The organism is Pseudomonas sp. PvP089, assembly GCF_017875165.1.
Lineage (GTDB): Bacteria > Pseudomonadota > Gammaproteobacteria > Pseudomonadales > Pseudomonadaceae > Aquipseudomonas > Aquipseudomonas fortuita.
Genome location: NZ_JAGGME010000001.1, coordinates 3,104,564 through 3,126,382 on the forward strand (window position 1 = coordinate 3,104,564; position 21,819 = coordinate 3,126,382).

A 21,819-nucleotide genomic window follows, 5' to 3' on the forward strand; every position below is an offset into this window, starting at 1 on the left:
GGTAGTCTTCGCCGGTGAGGGCCTCTTCGCAGCACAAGGCTGCTCCTGCAGGGAAACGTCGAGGCCGTTACGGCTTCAGAGGGCTTTGGCCCGGTCGCGCAGTACGTACTTCTGGATCTTGCCGGTGGAGGTCTTGGGCAACTCGCCAAACACCACGGTCTTCGGCACCTTGAAACCGGCCAGGTGCTCGCGGCACCAGCCGGTGATGTCGGCTTCGCGGGTGTCCTCCCGGCCTGGCTTCAGGGCAATGAACGCGCATGGGGTTTCTCCCCACTTTTCATCCGGGCGCGCCACCACGGCGGCTTCAAGCACCGCCGGGTGTTTGTACAGGGCGTCCTCGACTTCAATGGTGGAGATGTTCTCGCCACCGGAAATGATGATGTCCTTGAGGCGGTCCTTGATCTCGACATAGCCGTCGGCATGCCACACGGCCAGGTCACCGGTGTGGAACCAGCCACCACGGAACGCTTCGGCGGTGGCTTCGGGGTTTTTCAGGTAACCCTTCATCACGGTGTTGCCGCGCATGAAGATCTCGCCAAGCGTATTGCCATCGCGTGCCACCGGCTCGAGTGTCTGCGGGTCGGCCACCATCAACCCGTCCAGGGTCGGGTAGCGCACGCCCTGACGTGATTTGATCCGCGCACGCTCTTCCAGCGCCAGTTCGTTCCACTCGTCATGCCAGGCACACACGGTCACCGGGCCGTAGACTTCGGTCAGGCCGTAGGTGTGGGTGACGTGGATGCCCATCTCTTCCACGGCGCCAATGACCTTGGCCGGTGGCGCGGCGCCGGCGACCATGGCCTGTACCGGGTGCTCGATGGCGGCTTTGGCGGCCTCGGGCATGTTGACCAGGGCGTTGAGCACAATCGGGGCGCCGCACAGGTGGGTGACCCGGTGTTCGCGGATCAGGTTCAGGATCTTCTGCGGGTCGACCCGGCGCAGGAACACGTGGGTGCCGGCCAGGGCGGTGATGGTCCAGGGGTAGCACCAGCCGTTGCAGTGGAACATGGGCAAGGTCCACAGGTACACCGGGCGGTGGCCCATGGCCCAGGTCATCTGGTTGCCCAGCGCGTTCAGGTAGGCGCCGCGGTGGTGGTAGACCACGCCCTTGGGGTTGCCGGTGGTGCCGGAGGTGTAGTTGAGTGAAATGGCCTGCCACTCGTCATCCGGCCATTCCCAGGCGAATTGCGGGTCGCCTTCGGCGAGCAGGGCTTCATAGTCCAGCGCGCTGACCGCACGGCCTTCGCCGTACTCCGGGTCATCCACATCCACCACCAGGGGCGGGTGTTCGAGCAACGCCAGGGCGGCTTCGATCACCGCATGGAACTCGCGGTCGGTAATCAGCACCTTGGCTTCACCATGCTGCAGCATGAAGGCGATGGCCTCGGCGTCCAGGCGCACGTTCAGGGTGTTGAGCACGGCGCCGGTCATGGGCACACCGAAGTGCGCCTCGAGCATCGCCGGGGTGTTGGGCAGCATCACCGCCACCGTGTCGCCACGGCCTATGCCACGGCCCGCAAGGGCGCTGGCCAGGCGCCTGCAGCGTTGGTAGGTTTCTTGCCAGTTGCGGCGGATGGCACCGTGGATCACCGCGGGGTAGTTGCCGTACACGGCAGCGGTGCGTTCGATGAAACTGAGCGGGGTGAGGGCGACATGGTTGACGGCAGCGGGCATCAGGCCCTGGGCATAGATCGACATGCGGTAATCCTGTAAGGGAGGCAGGCGCTGCTTGTGCGCTTGGCCCCCCGATGGCTGATTGTTAGCTCTGTTCAGGGTGCAGGGAGGCGGACGGTGGGCCGCTCCTTCTGTCGCAGTTTTACGCGAGTCGCTATGGTAATAGGAATATCGACTATAGCAATATAGTAAAACTACTATAACAACGAACCGCCTACCATGGACCAGACTGCTTACCCCTTGCTTGCCAAGGACCCACAACCCAGCCTTTTGCTGGCAGCCGACGCCAAGCCACTGGCACTCAATGCGGCGCTGCAAGCATGGGTTGACGAAGGCCCGGCGCTGGCCAGTTGGCTGCCGGCCAACTGTGCCGCCCTGGTGCGTGCGTGCCTGCGCCAGCATCGGGCGATTGCCGACGTCGAGGTGCAAGTGGGGGCGCGCACCGTGCTGTGGTCATTCATTCCGGATGACCAGGGCCAGCAGGTGCTCGGGCGCTGTCGCGACGCCAGCGAAGAGCGCCAAGGCGCACGGGAAGCCAGCCGCGCCCGGCGCTTGTACCGGCTGATCATTGAAAACACCACCGACCTGATCTCCCGGCACAGCCCGGATGGCCGTTTTCTGGATGCCTCGCCGGCAGCGTTTCGCCTGCTCGGCCTGTGGCCCGAGCAATTGCGTGGCATCGCCGTGCATACCCTGTTGCACCCGCGTGAGCGCCGCCAGGTGCTGCGCCAGGCGGCCGCTGCCCTGGACCAGGATGGCTATCACACCATGACCTGCCGGGTGCGCCAGGCCTCTGGCGGCTATCGCTGGTTTGAAATTGCCAGCCGGGCCATCCGCGAAACCTACACCGGCTCGGTGGTGGAGGTGGTCAGTGTGTCCCGCGACATCACCTTGCGCATTGAAGCCCAGGAAAGCCTGGCGCACAGTGCACGGTTGGCCACCCTCGGCGAGCTGGCTTCAGGCATTGCCCACGAGATCAATCAGCCACTGGCTGCGGTGGTCAACTATGCCAACGCCAGTCAACGTTACCTGCAAGGCCTGGAGCGTGATCCACAGGCCCGCGAGCGGGTAGGGCAGGGCCTGCAGCGCATCCGCGAGCAGGCCACCCATGCCGCCGAAGTGATTCGCCGCCTGCGCGCCTTCCTGCGCAAAGGACCACGGCGGCTGCAGGCGGTGGACGTGGCAGAAGTGGCTGGGGAAGCCATGCGGCTGTGTGCGTGGGAAGCCGCGCGTGACCAGGTGCTGGTGGAACTGCGCATGAGCGCGCAACTGCCCTCGGTGTATGCCGACCAGGTGTTGCTGGAGCAAGTGCTGCTCAACCTGTTGCGCAATGCCATCGATGCCAACCGCGAACTGCACGGCGAACAGCCGTCACGTATCCTGCTCGGCGCAGTGCGCGACGGCGACGGTGTGCTGGTCGAAGTGTCGGACCAGGGCGCAGGTGTGGCGCCCGAGCGCCTGGATGACATCTTCACGCCGTTCACTACCAGCAAGGCTGACGGTTTGGGCCTGGGTTTGAGCATGAGCCGCAGCCTGATCGAAGGCTTTGGCGGCAGCCTGTGGGCGCGGGCGGGTGACAATGGCGGTCTGGTACTGTGCTGTCGGCTGGCAGTCAGCAGGGGATAAGGGGAGGCGTGGTGCAAGCGAAAGTGTATGTGGTCGATGACGACCAGGGGATGCGCGACTCGACCGTCTGGCTGTTGCAGTCGGTGGGCCTGCAAGCCCTGCCGTTCGCCAGTGGGCAAGCGTTTCTCGATGCTTGTGTCGACGATGGGCCCGCCTGTGTGCTGCTGGATGTGCGTATGCCGGGGCTGGGCGGGTTGGCGGTGCAGCAGGCGATGCGCGAGCGCGGCCTGGCGCTGCCGGTGATCTTCGTCAGCGGCCATGCCGATGTGCCGATTGTGGTGCGGGCATTCAAGGCCGGCGCCTGTGATTTCATCGAAAAGCCCTATAACGACCAGCTGCTGCTCGACAGCGTGCAAGCTGCGCTGGAGCACGCCGGGCGGGCGCGGCAGGGCGACCAGGCGCTGGCCATGGTGCAGGCGCGGATCGACGGCCTGACGCCACGTGAGCGTGACGTGTTCGTGCCGTTGGCCCAGGGCTTGAGCAACCGTGAAATTGCCCAGCGGCTGGGGGTTAGCGTGAAGACCGTGGACCTGTACCGCGGGCGGGTGATGAAGCGCTTGCAGGCGGCCAGCCTGGCGGAGCTGGTCGGCATGGCGGTTGCCTGCGGGGCCGTGGAGGCGCTGGGCCTGCGGGCGCGTTAAGCACTTGTGGGAGCGGCCTTGTGCCGCGATGGGGCGCGAAGCGGCCCCCAGTTTTGTGCCAGGGCAGAGATTTTTGGGGCCGCTTTGCGGCCAATCGCGGCACAAGGCCGCTCCTACAGGGGGCAGTGTGACAGCCCGAAAATATGAAATTTTACATAGCTGGCTAATCAAAGCTTTGACATTCACTGCCTAGGCAGTAATATTTCTACACAATTGTCAGAGCAGCCTCGATGGCCCATTTCTCCCCCGAAAATTTCCAGACCTGCGCCATCGGCATGCTGCTGGGCCGCGCGGCAATCCTGAAGGACCGCATTCTCGACTGGCACCTCGAGTCAGAGGGCGTCACTGCCGCGCAGTTCAAGGTGCTGATCATCGTCACCCAGTACCAGGTGGATACCCCGGCCGAGCTGTGCCGCTACCTGGGCCTGGACAGCGGTTCGATGACCCGCATGCTCGACCGGCTCGAGCAGAAGGAGCTGATTGTGCGCAACCGCTGCGCCGAGGACCGCCGGCTGGTGCGCCTGGCGCTCACCACTGATGGCCAGCGCCTGGCCGACCGCTTGCCAGAAATCGGCGCTGCCGCCATGAACGAATTGTGCGGCGCGCTGGCCCCAGAAGAGCTGAAGAACCTGGAAGGCCTGCTGGCCAAGGTCCTGCTCGCTGCTGGCGACCCATTGACGATCCGCCGTTTCGGCGAACGTTGAACCCTGTAACGAATTCTCCAAGGTACTGTCATGGCCACTCCCGCAGACACCCCGACTCCCCCCGCAGCGCCCGAGCAGTCGCGCAAGCGCAAAGCCTGGCTGCTGGGCCTGCTGCTCTTGCTGATGCTTGCCGGTGCCGGCACCTGGGCCTGGTACAGCCTGGTCGGGCGCTGGCACGAAAGCACCGACGATGCCTACGTCAACGGCAACGTGGTGGAGATCACCCCGCTGGTCACCGGCACCGTCACCAGCATTGGTGCCGATGACGGCGACCTGGTTCATGCCGGCCAGGTATTGCTGCAATTCGACCCCGCCGACAGCGAGGTGGCCCTGCAGTCTGCCGAAGCCAAGTTGGCACGCAGCGTGCGCCAGGTGCGCGGGCTGTACAGCAATGTCGACTCGCTCAAGGCCCAGCTGGAAACCCGCCAGGCCGAACTGCGCAAAGCCCAGCAGGACTTCAACCGGCGCAAGGTGCTGGCTGACAGCGGTGCAATTGCTGCGGAAGAACTGTCCCACGCTCGCGATGACCTGAGTGTGGCCCTGGCCGCTGTAAACAGCGCACGTCAGCAGCTCAGCACCAGCAGCGCGCTGGTCGACGACACGGTGGTGTCCTCGCACCCGGAGGTCATGGCAGCCGCCGCCGATCTGCGCCAAGCCTACCTCGACCACGCCCGTACCACCTTGGTAGCACCTGTCACTGGCTACGTCGCCAAACGTACCGTGCAGCTGGGCCAGCGCCTGCAGCCTGGCACTGCGACCATGGCGGTAATCCCGCTGGACCAGGTGTGGATCGACGCCAATTTCAAGGAAACCCAGCTGCGTGACATGCGTATTGGCCAGCCGGTGCAGATCACCGCCGACCTGTACGGCAGCGAGGTCAAGTACAGCGGCACGGTCGATAGCCTTGGCGCCGGTACCGGCAGTGCCTTCGCGCTGCTGCCGGCACAGAACGCCACTGGCAACTGGATCAAGATCGTCCAGCGCGTGCCCGTGCGTATTCACCTGAGCCCCGATCAGCTCAAGGACCACCCACTGCGTATTGGCCTGTCCACCGTGGTGGAAGTCGACTTGCATGACCAGAGCGGGCCGGCCCTGGCCCAGCAGCCCCCACAGCAGGCCAGCTACACCACCCAGGTGTATGACCGTCAGCTGGTCGAGGCTGACAACCTGATCGCCCGGTTGATCCACGAAAACAGCGCACCCGGCAAGACGGCCCAGCGATGAGCAACAACGCCGCTGCCCAGTTCACGCCGCCCAGCCTGCTGTTGACCACCATCGGGTTGTCGCTGGCGACGTTCATGCAGGTGCTCGACACCACCATTGCCAACGTGGCGCTGCCGACCATATCCGGCAACCTGGGGGTGAGTTACGAGCAGGGCACCTGGGTGATTACCTCGTTCGCGGTGAGCAACGCCATCGCCTTGCCATTGACGGGCTGGCTCAGCCGACGGTTTGGCGAGGTGAAACTGTTCATCTGGGCCACGCTGTTGTTCGTGCTGGCCTCGTTCCTGTGCGGTATCGCCCAGTCGATGCCGGAGCTGGTCGGTTTCCGGATATTGCAGGGCGTGGTCGCCGGGCCGCTGTACCCGATGACCCAGACCTTGCTGATTGCCGTCTACCCCCCTGCAAAACGGGGCATGGCCCTGGCACTGCTGGCGATGGTCACGGTGGTGGCGCCGATTGCCGGGCCGATCCTGGGGGGCTGGATCACCGACAGTTACAGCTGGCCGTGGATCTTCTTCATCAACGTGCCCATCGGCCTGTTCGCCGCCGCCGTGGTGCGCCAGCAGATGCGCACCCGGCCGGTGGTCACCAGCCGCCAGCCGATGGACTACATCGGCTTGCTGACGCTGATTATCGGTGTCGGGGCTTTGCAGGTGGTACTCGACAAAGGCAACGACCTGGACTGGTTCGAATCGTCGTTCATCATTATCGGCAGCTTGATTTCGGTGGTGTTCCTCGCAGTCTTCGTGATTTGGGAACTGACCGACCGCCACCCGGTAGTCAACCTGCGCCTGTTCGTGCACCGCAACTTCCGTGTCGGCACCATCGTGCTGGTCGGGGGCTATGCAGGGTTCTTCGGTATCAACCTGATCCTGCCGCAATGGTTGCAGACGCAAATGGGTTATACCGCGACGTGGGCGGGCCTGGCGGTGGCACCGATCGGCTTGCTGCCGGTGATCATGTCGCCGTTCGTGGGCAAATATGCGCACCGCTTCGACCTGCGTGTACTGGCAGGGCTGGCGTTCCTGGCGATCGGCACCAGTTGCTACATGCGTGCCGGCTTCACCAGCGAGGTGGACTTCCAGCATGTGGCCTTGGTGCAGCTGTTCATGGGCATTGGCGTGGCGTTGTTCTTCATGCCGACCTTGAGCATCCTGCTGTCCGACCTGCCGCCGCACCAGATTGCCGATGGCTCGGGGCTGGCGACCTTCCTGCGGACCTTGGGCGGGAGCTTTGCCGCGTCGTTGACGACCTGGATCTGGATTCGCCGGGCGGACCAGCATCACGCTTATCTGAGCGAGAACATCAGCCAGTTCGACCCGGCGACGCGGCATACGCTTGAGCAGTTGGGTGGGGCCAGCCCGCAGAGTTATGCGCAGCTGGAGCAGATACTCAACGGGCAGGCTTACATGATGTCGACAGTGGACTACTTCACCTTGATGACCTGGGTGTTTGCCGGGTTGATCCTGCTGGTGTGGTTCGCCAAACCACCCTTCACTGCCAAGGCCGGGCCGGCATCGGCGGGGCATTAAGGCAACGAGGTGAATGGTTCGGGATGTAGGGTGGGGCGGATATCGAGCGCCGCCCGCGCGGCGCATCGCGAGCTGCGCTCGCTCCTACGTTTGTTTCGGGCCAGTAATGCCTGTACCCGTCGCGCGCGACCGCCTTGTTTGTACGGCACGATATCGAGCTATGCGCCAAGGCGTTCGCGTACAAATCCCACAGGAATAATTGGCCCGAAGCAAACGTAGGAGCGAGCGGAGCTCGCGATGCGCCGCGCGGGCGGCGCTGGATATCCGCCACGCCCAATCTCTCAAGTCAGGCACTGGGTGGCCCCTCTATTCACATACTGCTCCGTTTCGCCTATTGTCGACGGTCCCTTCCCCAAGCGATTGGCAAAATCATGGAGAACGTCATCGTCATCACCGGCGGCAGCCGCGGTATCGGTGCCGCCACGGCGCTGTTGGCGGCCCGCCAGGGCTACCGCATCTGCATCAACTACCACGCCGACGACCAGGCCGCCGAAACCCTCCTCGGCCAGGTCCGCGCCCTGGGCGCCGAGGCTATCGCCGTGCGGGCCGACGTCAGCGTCGAGGATGAGATCATCCACCTGTTTCAGCGCGTCGACGAAGAGCTCGGCCCGGTCACCGCACTGGTCAACAACGCCGGCACCATCGGCCAGCAGAGCCGCGTCGAGGCCATGTCCGAGTTCCGCCTGCTGAAGATCATGAAAACCAACGTCGTCGGCCCCATGCTCTGCGCCAAGCACGCTTTGCTGCGCATGGCACACCGGCATGGCGGGCAGGGCGGGGCCATTGTCAACGTGTCATCGATGGCTGCGCGCCTGGGCTCGCCCAACGAATATGTCGACTATGCCGCCTCCAAGGGCGCGCTCGACACCTTCACCATCGGCCTGGCCAAAGAAGTGGCAGGCGAGGGCGTGCGGGTCAATGGCGTACGCCCAGGTTACATCCACACGGGGTTCCATGCCTTGTCCGGCGACCCCGACCGGGTCAGCAAGCTTGAGCCGGGTTTGCCCATGGGGCGCGGCGGACGCCCCGAGGAAGTGGCCGAAGCCATCCTCTGGCTGCTCTCGGACAAAGCCTCCTACTCCACCGGCAGTTTCATCGACCTGAGCGGCGGGCGCTGAACGCGCCCGTCAATCCTCCAGCAGCTCGCGTACCCGCTCGGCGAGTACTTCGAGCTCGAACGGCTTGGTCAGCACCAACGTACCGTGCAACAGCTGGCCGTCGCTGAGCGCGGCGCTCTCATCGTAGCCGGTGATGAACAGCACCTTGAGGTCTGGGTAGCGCTCACGGCAGCGTTCGGCCACCTGGCGGCCATTCAGGCCACCCGGCAGTCCGATATCGCTCAGCAGCAGGTCTGGCCGTTCGCCGCTTTGCAGGTGGGCGAGGGCGGTCGGACCATTCTCGAAGGCGTCCACCAGATAGCCCAGCTCTTCCAGCACTTCGCCGACCACCAAGCGCAAGGCGGTCTGGTCTTCAATCAACAGAATGCGCCGTGCAGCCGCGCTGCTTGCTTGCAAAGGCGGGTGCTGCAGTTTTTCGGCTGGCGCCTGGGGCTGCTCGGGGTGTCGGGGTAGCAGCAGCTCGATGCGGGTGCCCTCGCCAAGCACCGACAGCACGCGTAATTGCCCACCCGACTGACGCACGAAGCCGTAGGTCATGGACAGACCCAGGCCGCTGCCCTGGCCCATCGGCTTGGTGGTGAAGAACGGGTCGACTGCGCGCTCCGCCACTTCAGCCGACATGCCTTTACCGTTGTCGACGATGCTCAGCCGCACATACTCGCCGGCTGGCAGTTGCAAAGCCAGGGCCTGCTCGTCGTCAAGCAGCAGGTTGTCGCCAATGATGTCGATCACCCCACCTGCGGGCATGGCATCGCGAGCGTTGATGCAGATGTTGAGCAGGGCGCTTTCCAGTTGGGGCGGATCAATGAAGGTAGGCCACAGCGGGCTGGCGAAGCGGCTGCTCAGGGTAATGGCCGGGCCAATCGTGCGGCGCAGAAGCTCTTCCATACCGGCCACCAACGTGGTCACCTGCGTGGAGCAGGGTTGCAGGGTCTGCTGGCGAGAGAATGCCAGCAGCCGGTGCACCAGTGAAGAGGCCCGCTGCGCCGAGCCGCTGGACAGCTTCAGCAAGGGCTCCAGGGCGTCGAAGCGTGACTGGTCCAGGCGTTGGCGCATCAGCTCCTGGGCGCCAAGGATGCTGCCCAGCAAATTGTTGAAGTCATGGGCGATGCCGCCACTGAGCTGGCCTACGGCTTCCATCTTCTGTGCCTGGCGCAGTGCTTCTTCGGCCTTGGCCAGGCGTTCCTGCTCTTGTACCCGGTCACTGATGTCATAAGCGAACAGAAACGCGCCTAGAATCTCGCCTTTTTGGTCGTGCAACGCGTTGAAGCGCAATTCGTAGTGGCGCAGCATGGGGGGCTTGCCGAAGATGCCGATCTCGATGAACTGCTCGCCTGCCAGGGCGCGCTGCCACATTGGCAGGATAGGCGTCTGGCCAGCGCTTCCATCTTCGAACAACCCGGGCAGGTAGTCGCCGATTTCCGGTGTTCTCCCGTACAGCAGGTGGAAGTCATGCCTGGCCTGGCGGTTGACAGCCAGCCAGCGCAGATTCTTGTCCACCACATGCACATTGACCACGCTGTGATCGACCAATTCGGCAAACAAGCGTCGTTCGGCCAGTGCGGCATTCACCCGCTGTTCCAGCTGTTCGTTAAGGCGCTGCAGGGCCTGCTCTGCACGCCGGCGTTCGGTGACATCCTTGAACAACACCGCTACCTGGCGTTTCTCAGCAGGCTCTACGCGGAAAGTAGTCACTGACAGCACATGGCCGGTGGCGACCAGTTCCTGCTCGAAGTGCAGCGGTTCGCCCGTGCGAAGTACAGCGCCATAGCGGGCCACCCAGTCATCGGCCTCATCGGGCACCATCTCGCGCAGTTTCTGCCCGACCACGTCGGGGATGCCGGCGTGCTTGGCGTAGGCCGCGTTGGCCATGACGTGTATATAGTCACTCAGAGGCCCATGCGGGCCATCGAAGAATTCGATGATGCAGAACCCCTCGTCCATCGTGTCGAACAGAAAGCGGTAGACGCTGTGGTCTTGATCCTGCTGTTGCCGAAGCTGTGCTTCCAGCTGCGCGTTATGCTGACGCAAGGCCTCGATTTCCCGGCGCAGGCCGGACAGGTCGCGGTGGTGCATGGCGACATTCCAGAAAAGTATCAGACAGACTGTACTGTGGCTGGCCCTTGAACGTACAGCTGTTCATTGCGGCGGATGCAGGTTTGCCAGCAGGTTTTCGATTTGCTCGCTGAGCAGCGCCAGGCTGAACGGCTTGCACAGCACGCTAGAGTGCTTTGATGGTTTGACATCTGCCTGGTCTTCGCTGTAGCCGGTGATGTAGAGCACTGGCACCTCCTCGGGAAGCGCTGCGGCCAATTGCCGGCCGTCGATGTCGCCTGGCAGCTCGATATCGGTCACCAGCAGGTCAGGCCGCAAGCCCTCTTGGCAGGCAGTCAGTGCGCTGCGTCCATCGACGAACGTGCGCACATCGTGCCCGAGTTCTTGCAGCACTTCTTCGATCACCAGGCGCAGGTTTACCTGGTCCTCCATGAGCATGATCAGGCGAGGTGTGCATTCAGTTTTGGCAGGCGTGGGTTGATGGCGCTCAGGCGGAGTTACTATTGCCGCGCTTTTCCTGGGGAGATAAAGGTCAATACGCGTGCCATGCCCAGGCGCACTATTGATCTGCAACTGCCCGCCGGACTGGCGGATGAAGCCGTAGACGATCGACAACCCAAGGCCTGAGCCCTGACCCAATGGTTTGGTAGTGAAGAATGGCTCCAGCGCGCGTTGAGCCGTGTCGGCGGTCATGCCAATGCCATTATCGGTGATACGAATCTGCAAGTAGTCACCCGCAGGGAGGTCCAGTACCCGGGCCTGTGCCTGATTCAATGGGGTGTTCGCGCAACAGATAGCTAATTCGCCACCCAGCGGCATGGCATCGCGGGCGTTGATGCACAGGTTGAGCAAAGCACTTTCCAGTTGCGGAGGGTCGATCGCTATCAGCCATTGGTCGGCCAGTGTCTGGTCAACGAAGTGGATGTCTTCATGCAGCGAGCGCTTGATCAGATCGTGCATACCGGCCACCAGTTGATGCACATCTGTAGTTTGCGGAATCAGGATTTGCTGGCGTGCGAATGCCAGCAGGCGTTGAACCATAGAGGCAGCACGCTTGGAGTCCTGTCGGGCGATGGCAAGTAGCCGTGTAGCTTCCGGGTAGCGCTGTTGTGCCTGGCGTTCGGTGGCCACTTCCAGGGCGGCGAGGATGCTACCCAGCAAATTGTTGAAATCATGCGCTATCCCCCCGGTCAGCTGGCCGATGGCTTCCATCTTCTGGGATTGGCGCAAAGCGTTTTCGATCTCTCGCAGCCGCTCGTGCTCTGCGACGCGTTCTGTGATGTCGTATGCAAACAGGTACCCCCCCTGGATTTGCTGCTGAGCATCACGCAAGGGGTTGTAGCGGATTTCGTAGTGGCGCAATGCTTGTGAGTTCCCAAGGGCGATTGTCTGGACGAATGCCTCGCCCGCCAGTACGCGTGGCCATAAGGGGTCAAGCTGACGCTTGATGTCCTGCTGGCCTGACAGGAATTGCGGAATGTAGTCGCCGACCTTGGGTACGAAACCGCGCAGGCGCTTGAACGTTTCCTGTGCGGTGCGGTTGATCGCCAGCAGCCTGAAGCTGCGGTCCGCAGCAAACACATTGGCCAGGCTGTGGTCGACCAGCTCGCCAAGCAGCTTGCTGTTGGCTTGCTCCTTGTCGACCCTGTTCGACAGTTCCTGGTTAAGTGCTTGCAGGTTATCGAGGGTTACCTGTTCGGCCGGCACCCCGGTAAAGACTACCGCTACTCGTTTCTGGCTGGCGGGCTCCAGGGGATACACCGACAGCTTTAGCCAGCGGTCGGTCACCGCCAGCCGCGCTTCGAACTGCAGGGGCTGCCCTGAGCGCGCCACTTCGGCAAACCGCGGAAGCCAGGTTCCAATTTCGTCCGGGATCGTTTCACGTGCCGTCTGGCCCAACTGCTTGGGGTGGGCGGTGTGCTGCATAGAGGCGTCGTTGGCAAGGATGTAACGGTAGTCGTACAGCTCTCCGTCACTGTTCTCGAGCATTTCGAGCACGCAGAAACCTTGATGCATGTGGCCAGTCATGACCTCATAACAGGCCGCCTTGAGGCGCAGCTCGGCATTCTGCGTCTCCAGTTCGAGTAGTTTTTGTTGTAGTTGCTCTATGCAAGCTGGGGTGTTGTCTTGGGGCATGCTGGCTATCCTGCCTGCGAGTCCGACAACTATAGCTGGCCTTCGATAGCTTTCCTTCAGAACGAGCGAATGATCCGCCCGAGCGTTTCCATGGCCCGTTCGGCACCGTCATGCCAGGGGCTGCCATAGTTAAGACGGATGCAGTTGCCGAAGCGGCGGGTGGGCGAAAAGATCGGCCCCGGGGCGATGCTGATGCCTTGTGCCAGGGCCATGTGGAACAGCTTGAGGGCGTCCATCTGCTCGGGCAGTTCCAGCCACAGGAAGTAGCCTCCTGAGGGCTGGCTGACCCGCGTCTGCGCCGGGAAGTGGCGGGAGATGGCCGCCAGCATGTTGGCCTGCTGGCCTTCCAGGGCGTAGCGCAGTTTGCGCAGGTGGCGGTCGTAGCCGCCGTGCTGCAGGTAGTCGGCTATCGCTGCCTGGGCCGGCATCGAGGCGCACAGCGAGGTCATCAGTTTCAGCCGTTCGATCTTCTGCGCGAAGCGACCGGCCGCCACCCAGCCGATGCGGTAACCGGGGGCCAGGCTTTTGGCGAACGAGCCGCAATGCATCACCAGGCCCTGGGTGTCGAAGGCCTTGGCCGGCTTGGGCGCCTGCTGCGAGTAGTACAGCTCGGCGTACACGTCGTCTTCGATCAACGGCACCTGGTGCCGCGCCAGCAGTTCCACCAGCGCCTGCTTCTTTGCCTCCGGCATGCTCGCGCCTACCGGGTTCTGGAAGTTGGTCATGCACCAGACGGCTTTTACCGGGTGCTTTTCCAGCGTCTGCGCCAGTGCCCCCAGGTCCATGCCTTCGCGCGGGTGCACGGGGATTTCCACAGCCTTGAGTTTGAGCCGCTCCAGCACTTGCAGGCAGGCATAGAAGGCGGGGGCCTCGATGGCTACCAGGTCGCCCGGCTGGGTAACGGCCTGCAGGCACAAGTTCAAGGCTTCCAGTGCACCGTTGGTGATCAGCAGCTCTTCCATTGGCAGCATCAGCCCACCGACCATGTAGCGCAGGGCAATTTGCCGGCGCAGCTGCGGGTTGCCGGGCGACAGGTCGGTCACCACCATGCGCGGGTCCATGCTGCGGCTGGCGCTGGCCAGTGAGCGCGACAGGCGCTGCAGCGGGAACAGTTCGGGGCTGGGGAAGGCTGAGCCGAACGGTATGGTGTTGGGGTCCTTGATCGAGTCGAGTATCGAGAACACCAGTGCGCTGACGTCAACGTCAGTGGACTCGCTGACCGGCTGCAACGCTTGCGGCTCGCTGAACTGGCGCGGTGCGTGGGCGTTGACGAAATAGCCTGAGCGCGGCCGGGCACGGATCAGCCCGCGCCGCTCCAGCAGGTAATAAGCCTGGAACACCGTGGACGGGCTGACCCCGTGGGTCTGGCTGGCGTAGCGTACCGAAGGCACGCGTTGGCCCGGGCCCAGTACCCCGGAGCGGATCAGTTCGGCAATGTCGTCGGCAAAGCGTTCGTAGCGTTTCATTCTGGCCTTCTGTCGAAGCCTGGCAGGCAAGGTGGCGTCAGTGTAAGGGATCAGCGGTTCATCGGTGCGACGAAGCGGCTTTGCGCCACACTGCGGATGGCGGGGTCGTCGCGCTCGCTGATTTCGAAGCTCAATGTTTGCGAGCTGCTGGCCGGGCGCTCGGCCAGCATCGCCACGGATACCGGCAGCTCGGTCATTTCGCCAGCCGGGATCACCAATTTGGTATTGCCCTGCAAGGTGAAACCGTCAGCGTCCAGCAGGCGCAGCGCATAGTGCTGGGTGCGCTCGGTCTTGTTGATGACCTTGAGCAGGTAGATGTTCTCGATCTGGCCCTGGGCATTTTCACGGAACAGGCCACGGTCCTTGATGACGTCCAGCGAAACCATCGGGCGCATCTGCAAGGCCACCACCAGCGCTGCGATCATCACCGCGAGCGCTGCGACGTAGCCCAGCAGGCGCGGGCGCAGCCAGTGGGTGGTGCCGCCCTGCAGACTGTGTTCGGACTTGTAACCGATCAAGCCGCGGGCGTAACCCATCTTGTCCATCACACCGTCGCAGGCGTCTATGCACGCTGCGCATCCGATGCAGGCCATTTGCAAGCCATCGCGAATATCGATGCCGGTGGGGCACACTTGCACGCACAGCGTGCAGTCGACGCAGTCACCCAGGCCTTGGGCGCCTACGTCACTGCCTTTCTTGCGCGGCCCACGGGCTTCACCACGGCGCGGGTCGTAGGCGACCGCCAGGGTGTCCTTGTCGAACATCACGGCCTGGAAGCGCGCATATGGGCACATGTGCAGGCACACCGCTTCGCGCAGCAGGCCTGCGTTGATGTAGGTCGCTGCGGTAAAGAACAGCACCCAGAACAGTGCCACGCCGCCCAGTTGCAAAGTGAACAGTTCTGCGGCCAATGGGCGGATTGGCGTGAAGTAGCCGACGAAGGTCAGCCCGGTGGCTACACCGATAGCCAGCCACAGGCTGTGCTTCAGCGTGCGGCGCACCAGTTTGTTCAGGCTCCAGGGCGCGGCGGCAAGCTTTATGCGCTGGTTGCGGTCGCCCTCAGTAACCTTTTCGCACCACATGAACAGCCAGGTCCAGGTGCTCTGCGGGCAGCTGTAGCCGCACCACACGCGGCCGGCATACACCGTGATGGCGAACAGGCCGAAGGCGCAGATAATCAGCAGCGCTGACAACAGGATGAAGTCCTGTGGCCAGAATGTGGCGCCAAAAATGTGGAATTTGCTCTCGGCCAAATCCCACAGGACGGCTTGGCGGCCATTCCAGTTCAGCCAGGCCGTGCCGAAAAACAGCACGAACAGTGCGCCGGCAAAGCCGATACGCAGGGTGCGGTAAAGCCCGGTGAAGCTGCGGGTGTGGATACCCTTGTCGGCGCTTCGCTGTCGTGAGCTGGCTGGGGCGTCGGCGATCTCTGTGAAAGGGATTCTAGTGTTCATGGCTCGGTGCTCATCAGGCCTCGATCAGGCATGAGCACTATGGCCCTGAGGCTGTTATCAGCACAGGCTCAGATTTTGCGATAAAAACCGTATCAGATGTGCCGGTTGGCCCCGCCAGGCCCTAGATCACCGAACCTGGCACACTGGTCTTCAGGTGCCTGCGGCTATCCACCGCACCTGCCACGGTCAGTGCATCGGCTTCGGATTCGGTGATGGGCACGCGTTGGCCTGCGAGCAGTGCCACTGACATGCGCAGATTTTCGTCGGTGACGATTTCGACATCAGGGCCGTCACCCTCGATACGCACGTTGTCGCCGATCAGCGTGCAGCGGCGAGTGGTTTCATCGATTTCAACGGGCATGGTGCAGTCCTCCTCGGGTTGTACAGGGTGGACCGCAATGAGGCGCTGGTTGCTGCATCAACAAGCTGAGCGGCACTTTGCCCTGTGGGCTGAGGTCAACCCTTGCATACGGCAGGCCGGCCTTTTCGCGGGCACGCCCGCGTAAAGGCCGGACCTGGCCATACAATGGTCAGCATGGGGACAACTGTGATGGACGTCATCTGGCAAGCAATCCAGGCCGAGTTCGCCGATGTCACCGATGAGCGTGAAGTGACGCGAATCCTCGTGCGGCTGCTTATGGCGGCAGTGCTTGGCGCTGTGCTGGGATTTGAACGTGAACACAAAGGCAAGTCTGCCGGCGTGCGCACCCACATGCTGGTTTCGCTGGGCGCGGCCCTGTTCGTGCTGGCGCCCAGCATGGCCGGGGCTGATGAGCAGGCGCTGAGCAGGGTGATCCAGGGTATCGTCGCCGGTATCGGTTTTCTGGGTGCGGGTACCATTCTCAAAGGAAACGGCCAGGACACCAGCCATGTGAAAGGCCTGACTACTGCCGCAGGGCTATGGATGACTGCAGCCATTGGTACCGCTGCCGGCATGGGGCGCGAAGCCACGGCGCTGATCAGCACGGTACTGGCCCTGCTGGTATTGGGCACGATGCCCATGCTGGTAGAAAAGGTAGAAGGACAGGGGGAGGAAAAGCAAAAGGAGGAGGAGTAGGGTGGGAAGCACTAAGGGGAGCCGAAGCTCCCCCCAAAGCGTTGCTGCTTGCTCTTTTTATTATTGAGGCTGGCTTTTTGTTGTTTTTGTAAGCCTGCCTTGGTGTTGCGTGCGACCCCCATGCGGGGTCAAGAGCAAACGTATTTTTTTGAGCGCTGACCTGCTTTCATCATGGCTGATCCGAACCTGGCTGTAGCTACCTTGAGGTAGTTTTATTGTTCTGTGCCAGACCGCGGGGCGTACCCCTGAAAAGCGTGTCGACTCCAAAAAGATCTGCTTGCTACGCCTCTGCCGTGTTGTTCTTGTTATGTCAGAGCCGTTACCTGTTGTTTTTATTGGGTGTCACATTTTTTTTGTTCTTGTACGAAAGATATAGCAGGGTGCGTGCCAACTTTTTTAAATCCTTTAAAATCAGGTGGTTGGCTACTTTTGGCAAAATCAGTCTGCCTGAAATTTTGTCGATTTGTTTCCCTGTTACCCGATTTTTTGCTGTGAAACGTGGGGGCGGTAACACTTCACCCACACGTATGTGACACCCGTGTGACTCAATGCGCGCTGCGCGCCCGCGCTACCCGCGACCCATTGCCACGGCCAAGCACACTGCTGATGCGCTGACCGGCGGCGATCAACCGGTCCAGGTCGATACCGGTGGCAATGCCCAACCCCTGGAGCAGGTACACCACATCTTCCGTGGCGATGTTGCCGGTAGCGCCTTTGGCGTACGGGCACCCACCCAGCCCGGCCACCGAGCTGTCGAACACGCTGATACCTTCGAGCAGGCTGGCATAGACGTTGGCCAACGCCTGGCCATAGGTATCATGAAAGTGCCCGGCAAGTTGCTCGCGCGGCACCTGGGCGGATACCACCTCGAACAGGCGGCGGGTATCGCCGGCGGTACCGGTGCCGATGGTGTCGCCCAGCGAGACCTCGTAACAGCCCATTTCATGCAGGGCGCGGGCTACCGGGGCCACCTGTTCGGCGCTGACCTTGCCCTCATAGGGGCAACCGAGTACGCACGACACATAGCCGCGCACGCGCACACCGTGGTTGTGCGCGGCCTCCATGATTGGTTCGAAGCGCTTGAGGCTGTCGCCGATCGAGCAATTGATGTTGCGCTGCGAGAACGCCTCGGAGGCGGCTGCGAACACCGCCACTTCCTTCACCCCGGCCGCCAGGGCGTCCTCGAAGCCGCGCAGGTTTGGCGCCAGTGCCGCATAGGTAACGCCGGGGCGTTGCTCAATACCGGCGAACACCTCGGCAGAGCCGGCCATCTGTGGCACCCACTTGGGCGAGACGAAACTGCCCACCTCGATATAGGCCAGGCCTGCCTCGGTGAGGTCGTCCACCAGGCGCACCTTGTCGGCAACGCTGATGGGCTGGGCTTCGTTCTGCAAACCGTCGCGGGGGCCTACTTCGACCAGACGGACTTCTTTGGGCAAGGGCATGGCGGGTTTCCTGTGGTGTTCAGCGGTTGTCTTTGTTGTTCAGGGTGGCGGCCAGGGCTTGCTCACAGCGCTCCTGGGCGGTGTCCAGCTCCAGTTGCATCTGGTGAATGTCGAGCATCTGCTGTTCCAGCTGTGCGCGCCGTTCGGCGATTTTCGCCAGCATGCTGTTGAGCTGCTTGAGGTTGCCGCTGGTGGGGTCGTACAGTTCGATCAGCTCGCGGCACTCGGCCAGCGAAAAGCCGATGCGCTTGCCGCGCAGGATGAGCTTCAGGCTGACCTTGTCGCGGGCCGTGTAGATACGTTCCAGGCCTCGGCGCTCGGGGCTCAGCAGGCCCTGCTCCTCGTAGAAGCGGATGGCGCGGGTGGTGATGTCCAGCTCGCGGGACAGGTCGGAGATGCTGTAGGTCTGGGTGCTCATGCTGGGGCTCGGCGTGGGGTATGCGTTTATCCTGACTGCAGGTTTACGTATACGTCAAGCAAGGGCTGAAAATGTGTGTGGCCTGCACCGGCCGCTTCGCGGGCTTGCCCGCTCCCACAGGGATTGCGTCAGGCTCGCAAGCGGCGCACTTCTGTGGGAGCGGGCAAGCCCGCGAAGAGGCCGATGCAGGTAACCCCATTTCATTCCGGCTGCACCGACCGACGATATCCATTGGGCGTCTGCCCACTCAAGCGCTTGAACCAGCGGGCAAAGTATGTCGGGTCGGTGAACCCCAGGCTGTCCGACAGCTGCCCGATACTCATCCGCGTGTAAATCAGGTTGCGACGCGCCTCCAGCAACAAACGCTGGTGCAGCACCTGCAGCGCAGTTTGCCCACTCAGCGCCCGGCACAACTGGTTCAGTTGCAGGCTCGGAATATTCAGTCGCGCGGCGAAGTCCTCCATCGACAGGTGCTCGCGGTAATGCGCCTCCACCAGTCGCAAGTACTGCCCCAGCAACTGGCGGTCACGCTCATCCCGATTGCGGGGCGCCTGCCCAGGTTGCGGGCGGCGGCTGATCCACACCATCAACGTGGTTACCAGCGCCTCCAGCAAGGCTGCCCGTGCCGGGGCATTGCCCTGGTACTCCTGCTGCAAGGTGCCGATCAGGCTGCGCAGGTGCACGCGGTCCTGGCCGAGCGGGTAACACCCAGGTTTTGCCAGCACCGTCAGCGGCGTGCCCAGGCGTTGTTCCAGGTTTGCCACCAGTGCGGTGCCAAAGGTCAGCACATACCCCTGGATATCGGCACTGAAGCGAAAGCCATGCACGGTCATTGGCGGCACCACCTGGATCGCCGCCTCACCGATGGCGCTGCGCACGCCTTCGATCTCCACCAGGGCCTGACCGCGCTGTACGTAAAGCAGCTGGAACAGCTCGGCATGCTGGTGCGGCTTGATTTCCCAGTGGTGCAGGCGGCTACGCGCCGGGATCGACTCGCAGTGCAGCAAGTCGGTGCCGGGCCAGGCCTGGTTTTCGCCATAGAGCTTGAACAAGGGGACGCCGGGGAGGGTGGATTTCATGCAGGCTGGCCTGTCCGTTAATCGAACGATTTTTGTAAAAGTGCAGGTTATTCATGGAATAGCACAGTTAATTGGCAGTTTTTGCCAGTAAAAATGCAAAGGCAAACCCTAACAGCAGATGCCGCCCCACTGCCAGTCCAGGGCCGGCATCGTCCGAAAAGAGACAACAACAATGAAAACTCAGGTTGCAATTATTGGTGCAGGTCCGTCTGGCCTGCTGCTGGGCCAACTGCTGCACAAGGCCGGTATCGATAACGTCATCGTCGAACGCCAGACGCCCGAGTACGTCCTTGGCCGCATCCGCGCCGGTGTGCTGGAGCAAGGCACTGTCGACCTGCTGCGCGAAGCCGGTGTGGCCGAACGCATGGACCGTGAAGGCCTGGTGCACGAAGGGGTCGAGCTATTGGTTGGCGGGCGCCGTCAACGCCTGGACCTCAAGGCCTTGACCGGTGGCAAGACGGTGATGGTGTATGGCCAGACCGAAGTCACCCGTGACCTGATGCAGGCCCGCGAAGCCAGCGGCGCGCCGATCATCTATGCTGCCAGCAATGTCCAGCCGCATGAGTTGAAGGGCGAGAAGCCGTATCTGACCTACGAAAAAGATGGCCGCGTGCACCGGGTGGACTGCGACTATATCGCCGGCTGTGACGGCTTCCATGGTGTCTCCCGGCAAAGCATCCCCGAGGGCGTGCTGAAGCAATACGAACGCGTTTACCCATTTGGCTGGCTGGGCCTGCTGTCGGACACACCGCCGGTCAATCACGAGTTGATCTATGCCCACCATGCGCGTGGCTTCGCGTTGTGCAGCCAACGCTCGCAAACACGCAGCCGCTACTACCTGCAGGTACCTTTGCAGGACCGTGTCGAGGCGTGGTCTGACGAGCGTTTCTGGGACGAACTGAAAGCCCGCCTGCCCGCTGACGTAGCGGCGGATCTGGTGACCGGCCCAGCCCTGGAAAAAAGTATTGCGCCGCTGCGCAGCCTGGTGGTCGAACCCATGCAGTACGGCCACCTGTTCCTGGTGGGAGACGCTGCGCACATCGTCCCACCCACCGGTGCCAAAGGCCTGAACCTGGCAGCTTCGGACGTCAACTACCTCTACCGCATTCTGGTCAAGGTGTACCGCGAAGGGCGTATCGACCTGCTTCAACAGTATTCGCCGCTGGCCTTGCGCCGGGTGTGGAAGGGCGAGCGTTTCAGCTGGTTCATGACCCAGCTGCTGCATGACTTCGGCAACCAAAAGGATGCCTGGGACCAGAAGATGCAGGAGGCTGACCGCGAGTACTTCCTGAACTCCGCGGCGGGCTTGCTGAACATTGCCGAGAACTATGTGGGGCTGCCGTACGAAGAAGTCGTCTGAGTTTCTGTGCTGCCTGTCCTGGCCCCATCGCCGGCAAGCCAGCTCCCACAGGTACTGCACATGACTTGAATACGATGCGGCCAATGTGGGAGCTGGCTTGCCGGCGATCACGGGCGAAGCCCGTGCCATGCAAACCTTGCCTACTGGGCCAGCAGCGCCTCCATCTCCCGATACCCTCGCTGGCGCGCATGCTCCAGCGCGGTGACCCCCTCCTGGTCGGCAATCTGCCGGTCCGCACCTGCCGCCATCAGCCGGCGCACAATCTCCACATGCCGCGGTCCGCCATCCCCCAGAATCACTGCCTCCATGAGCGCGGTCCAGTGCAGCCGGTTCAAGTGGTTCACGTCCACCCCGGCATCGATCAGCATCTGCACTGTTTCTACATGCCCACGCTCGGCCGCCGGTATCAACGCAGTTCCCCCGTATCGGTTGGTGCTCTTGAGGTCGGCACCGTGGCTCAGGGTCAGCCGCAGTATATCGTTCAGGCCCCGGGCGCCAGCATACAGGTAAGGGCTGTCAGCAATATTGTCCTCGGCGTTCACATCGGCACCGGCCTGGATCAGCGCTTGCGCCGCCGCCACCTGGTTGGCGTGGGTGGCCACCAGCAGGGCAGTGCGCCCTTGCTCATCACGGCTTTCCAGTTGGGCACCTTGCGCCAGCAACTGTTGCAGGGTGTGCACGTCGTTGTGGCGGGCGGCGGTGTGCAGGCGGTAGTCCATGGTGGTGTTCTCGGCGTGGGCGGCAAGGCTGGTGAACAGGGCAAACAGCATGGCTGCGACGGGTCTACGCATGGGGTGTGCTCCGGATTGGCCTGCCTGCATCCTAGAAAA

At 62.7% G+C, this 21,819-nt stretch carries 18 protein-coding genes; 8 read left to right on the forward strand and 10 right to left on the reverse strand.

Features of this window, described 5'->3' with window-relative positions:
- Positions 1-75: 75 nt before the first annotated feature.
- Positions 76-1,698 carry an acyl-CoA synthetase gene (locus J3A71_RS14240; protein WP_060518243.1) on the reverse strand — a complete coding sequence of 541 codons (1,623 nt, stop codon included), beginning with the start codon at positions 1,696-1,698 and terminating at the stop codon, positions 76-78.
- A 195-nt stretch (positions 1,699-1,893) separates the two neighbouring features.
- Here J3A71_RS14240 and J3A71_RS14245 point away from each other — a divergent pair, with 195 nt between their 5' ends.
- The 6 genes from J3A71_RS14245 (at position 1,894) to J3A71_RS14270 (ending at position 8,519) form a co-directional block, all read left to right on the forward strand.
- On the forward strand, positions 1,894-3,300 hold the full coding sequence (locus J3A71_RS14245; protein WP_060518241.1) for an ATP-binding protein: 1,407 nt from the start codon (positions 1,894-1,896) through the stop codon (positions 3,298-3,300).
- Positions 3,301-3,308: 8 nt separating this feature from the next.
- Complete coding sequence (locus J3A71_RS14250; RefSeq protein WP_096426164.1) at positions 3,309-3,941, forward strand: response regulator; 633 nt, start codon at positions 3,309-3,311, stop codon at positions 3,939-3,941.
- Between the two features lie 230 nt (positions 3,942-4,171).
- Positions 4,172-4,645 carry a MarR family transcriptional regulator gene (locus tag J3A71_RS14255; protein ID WP_016487415.1) on the forward strand — a complete coding sequence of 158 codons (474 nt, stop codon included), beginning with the start codon at positions 4,172-4,174 and terminating at the stop codon, positions 4,643-4,645.
- 30 nt (positions 4,646-4,675) lie between these two features.
- A complete protein-coding gene (locus J3A71_RS14260) occupies positions 4,676-5,869 on the forward strand; it encodes an HlyD family efflux transporter periplasmic adaptor subunit (RefSeq protein ID WP_096426163.1) in 1,194 nt (397 codons plus the stop codon).
- The gene (locus J3A71_RS14265; RefSeq protein ID WP_016487413.1) at positions 5,866-7,401 is read left to right on the forward strand and encodes a DHA2 family efflux MFS transporter permease subunit; all 1,536 of its coding nucleotides are present in this window, start codon (positions 5,866-5,868) and stop codon (positions 7,399-7,401) included. The genes J3A71_RS14260 and J3A71_RS14265 overlap by 4 nt, the downstream gene beginning before the upstream one ends.
- 371 nt (positions 7,402-7,772) lie before the next feature.
- On the forward strand, positions 7,773-8,519 hold the full coding sequence (locus J3A71_RS14270) for an SDR family oxidoreductase (RefSeq protein ID WP_016487412.1): 747 nt from the start codon (positions 7,773-7,775) through the stop codon (positions 8,517-8,519).
- Positions 8,520-8,528: 9 nt separating this feature from the next.
- On the opposite strand, the gene J3A71_RS14275 is transcribed toward J3A71_RS14270, so the two are convergent.
- From J3A71_RS14275 to J3A71_RS14295, 5 genes are all read right to left on the reverse strand, one after another.
- The gene (locus tag J3A71_RS14275; protein ID WP_096426162.1) at positions 8,529-10,595 is read right to left on the reverse strand and encodes a PAS domain-containing protein; all 2,067 of its coding nucleotides are present in this window, start codon (positions 10,593-10,595) and stop codon (positions 8,529-8,531) included.
- Between the two features lie 63 nt (positions 10,596-10,658).
- On the reverse strand, positions 10,659-12,710 hold the full coding sequence (locus J3A71_RS14280; RefSeq protein WP_096426161.1) for a PAS domain-containing sensor histidine kinase: 2,052 nt from the start codon (positions 12,708-12,710) through the stop codon (positions 10,659-10,661).
- 56 nt (positions 12,711-12,766) lie between these two features.
- Positions 12,767-14,176 carry a GntR family transcriptional regulator MpaR gene (gene mapR / locus J3A71_RS14285; RefSeq protein ID WP_016487409.1) on the reverse strand — a complete coding sequence of 470 codons (1,410 nt, stop codon included), beginning with the start codon at positions 14,174-14,176 and terminating at the stop codon, positions 12,767-12,769.
- A gap of 50 nt (positions 14,177-14,226) precedes the next feature.
- On the reverse strand, positions 14,227-15,630 hold the full coding sequence (gene ccoG, locus J3A71_RS14290) for a cytochrome c oxidase accessory protein CcoG (protein WP_096426160.1): 1,404 nt from the start codon (positions 15,628-15,630) through the stop codon (positions 14,227-14,229).
- Between the two features lie 121 nt (positions 15,631-15,751).
- Entirely contained in the window at positions 15,752-15,991 is a 240-nt protein-coding gene (locus tag J3A71_RS14295; protein ID WP_096426159.1) for a DUF3203 family protein, read from the reverse strand.
- A gap of 189 nt (positions 15,992-16,180) precedes the next feature.
- Here J3A71_RS14295 and J3A71_RS14300 point away from each other — a divergent pair, with 189 nt between their 5' ends.
- Entirely contained in the window at positions 16,181-16,687 is a 507-nt protein-coding gene (locus tag J3A71_RS14300; RefSeq protein WP_016487406.1) for an MgtC/SapB family protein, read from the forward strand.
- 545 nt (positions 16,688-17,232) lie between these two features.
- Here J3A71_RS14300 and J3A71_RS14305 read toward each other — a convergent pair.
- The 3 genes from J3A71_RS14305 to J3A71_RS14315 all read right to left on the reverse strand — a co-directional run bounded on the left by J3A71_RS14305 (position 17,233) and on the right by J3A71_RS14315 (position 19,629).
- Positions 17,233-18,132: a hydroxymethylglutaryl-CoA lyase gene (locus J3A71_RS14305; RefSeq protein ID WP_096426158.1), complete on the reverse strand. Its 900-nt coding sequence runs from the start codon at positions 18,130-18,132 to the stop codon at positions 17,233-17,235.
- Positions 18,133-18,151: 19 nt separating this feature from the next.
- Positions 18,152-18,550 (reverse strand): MerR family DNA-binding transcriptional regulator, encoded by a 399-nt coding sequence (locus J3A71_RS14310; RefSeq protein WP_016487404.1) that lies wholly within the window; start codon positions 18,548-18,550, stop codon positions 18,152-18,154.
- Between the two features lie 200 nt (positions 18,551-18,750).
- Positions 18,751-19,629 (reverse strand): helix-turn-helix domain-containing protein, encoded by an 879-nt coding sequence (locus J3A71_RS14315; RefSeq protein ID WP_096426157.1) that lies wholly within the window; start codon positions 19,627-19,629, stop codon positions 18,751-18,753.
- Positions 19,630-19,801: 172 nt separating this feature from the next.
- On the opposite strand from J3A71_RS14315, the gene pobA reads away from it, so the two are divergent.
- Positions 19,802-20,989, forward strand: a complete 1,188-nt coding sequence (gene pobA, locus J3A71_RS14320; protein WP_096426156.1) for a 4-hydroxybenzoate 3-monooxygenase — start codon at positions 19,802-19,804, stop codon at positions 20,987-20,989.
- Positions 20,990-21,129: 140 nt separating this feature from the next.
- On the opposite strand, the gene J3A71_RS14325 is transcribed toward pobA, so the two are convergent.
- Positions 21,130-21,780 (reverse strand): ankyrin repeat domain-containing protein, encoded by a 651-nt coding sequence (locus tag J3A71_RS14325; RefSeq protein WP_096426155.1) that lies wholly within the window; start codon positions 21,778-21,780, stop codon positions 21,130-21,132.
- Positions 21,781-21,819 lie beyond the last annotated feature (39 nt).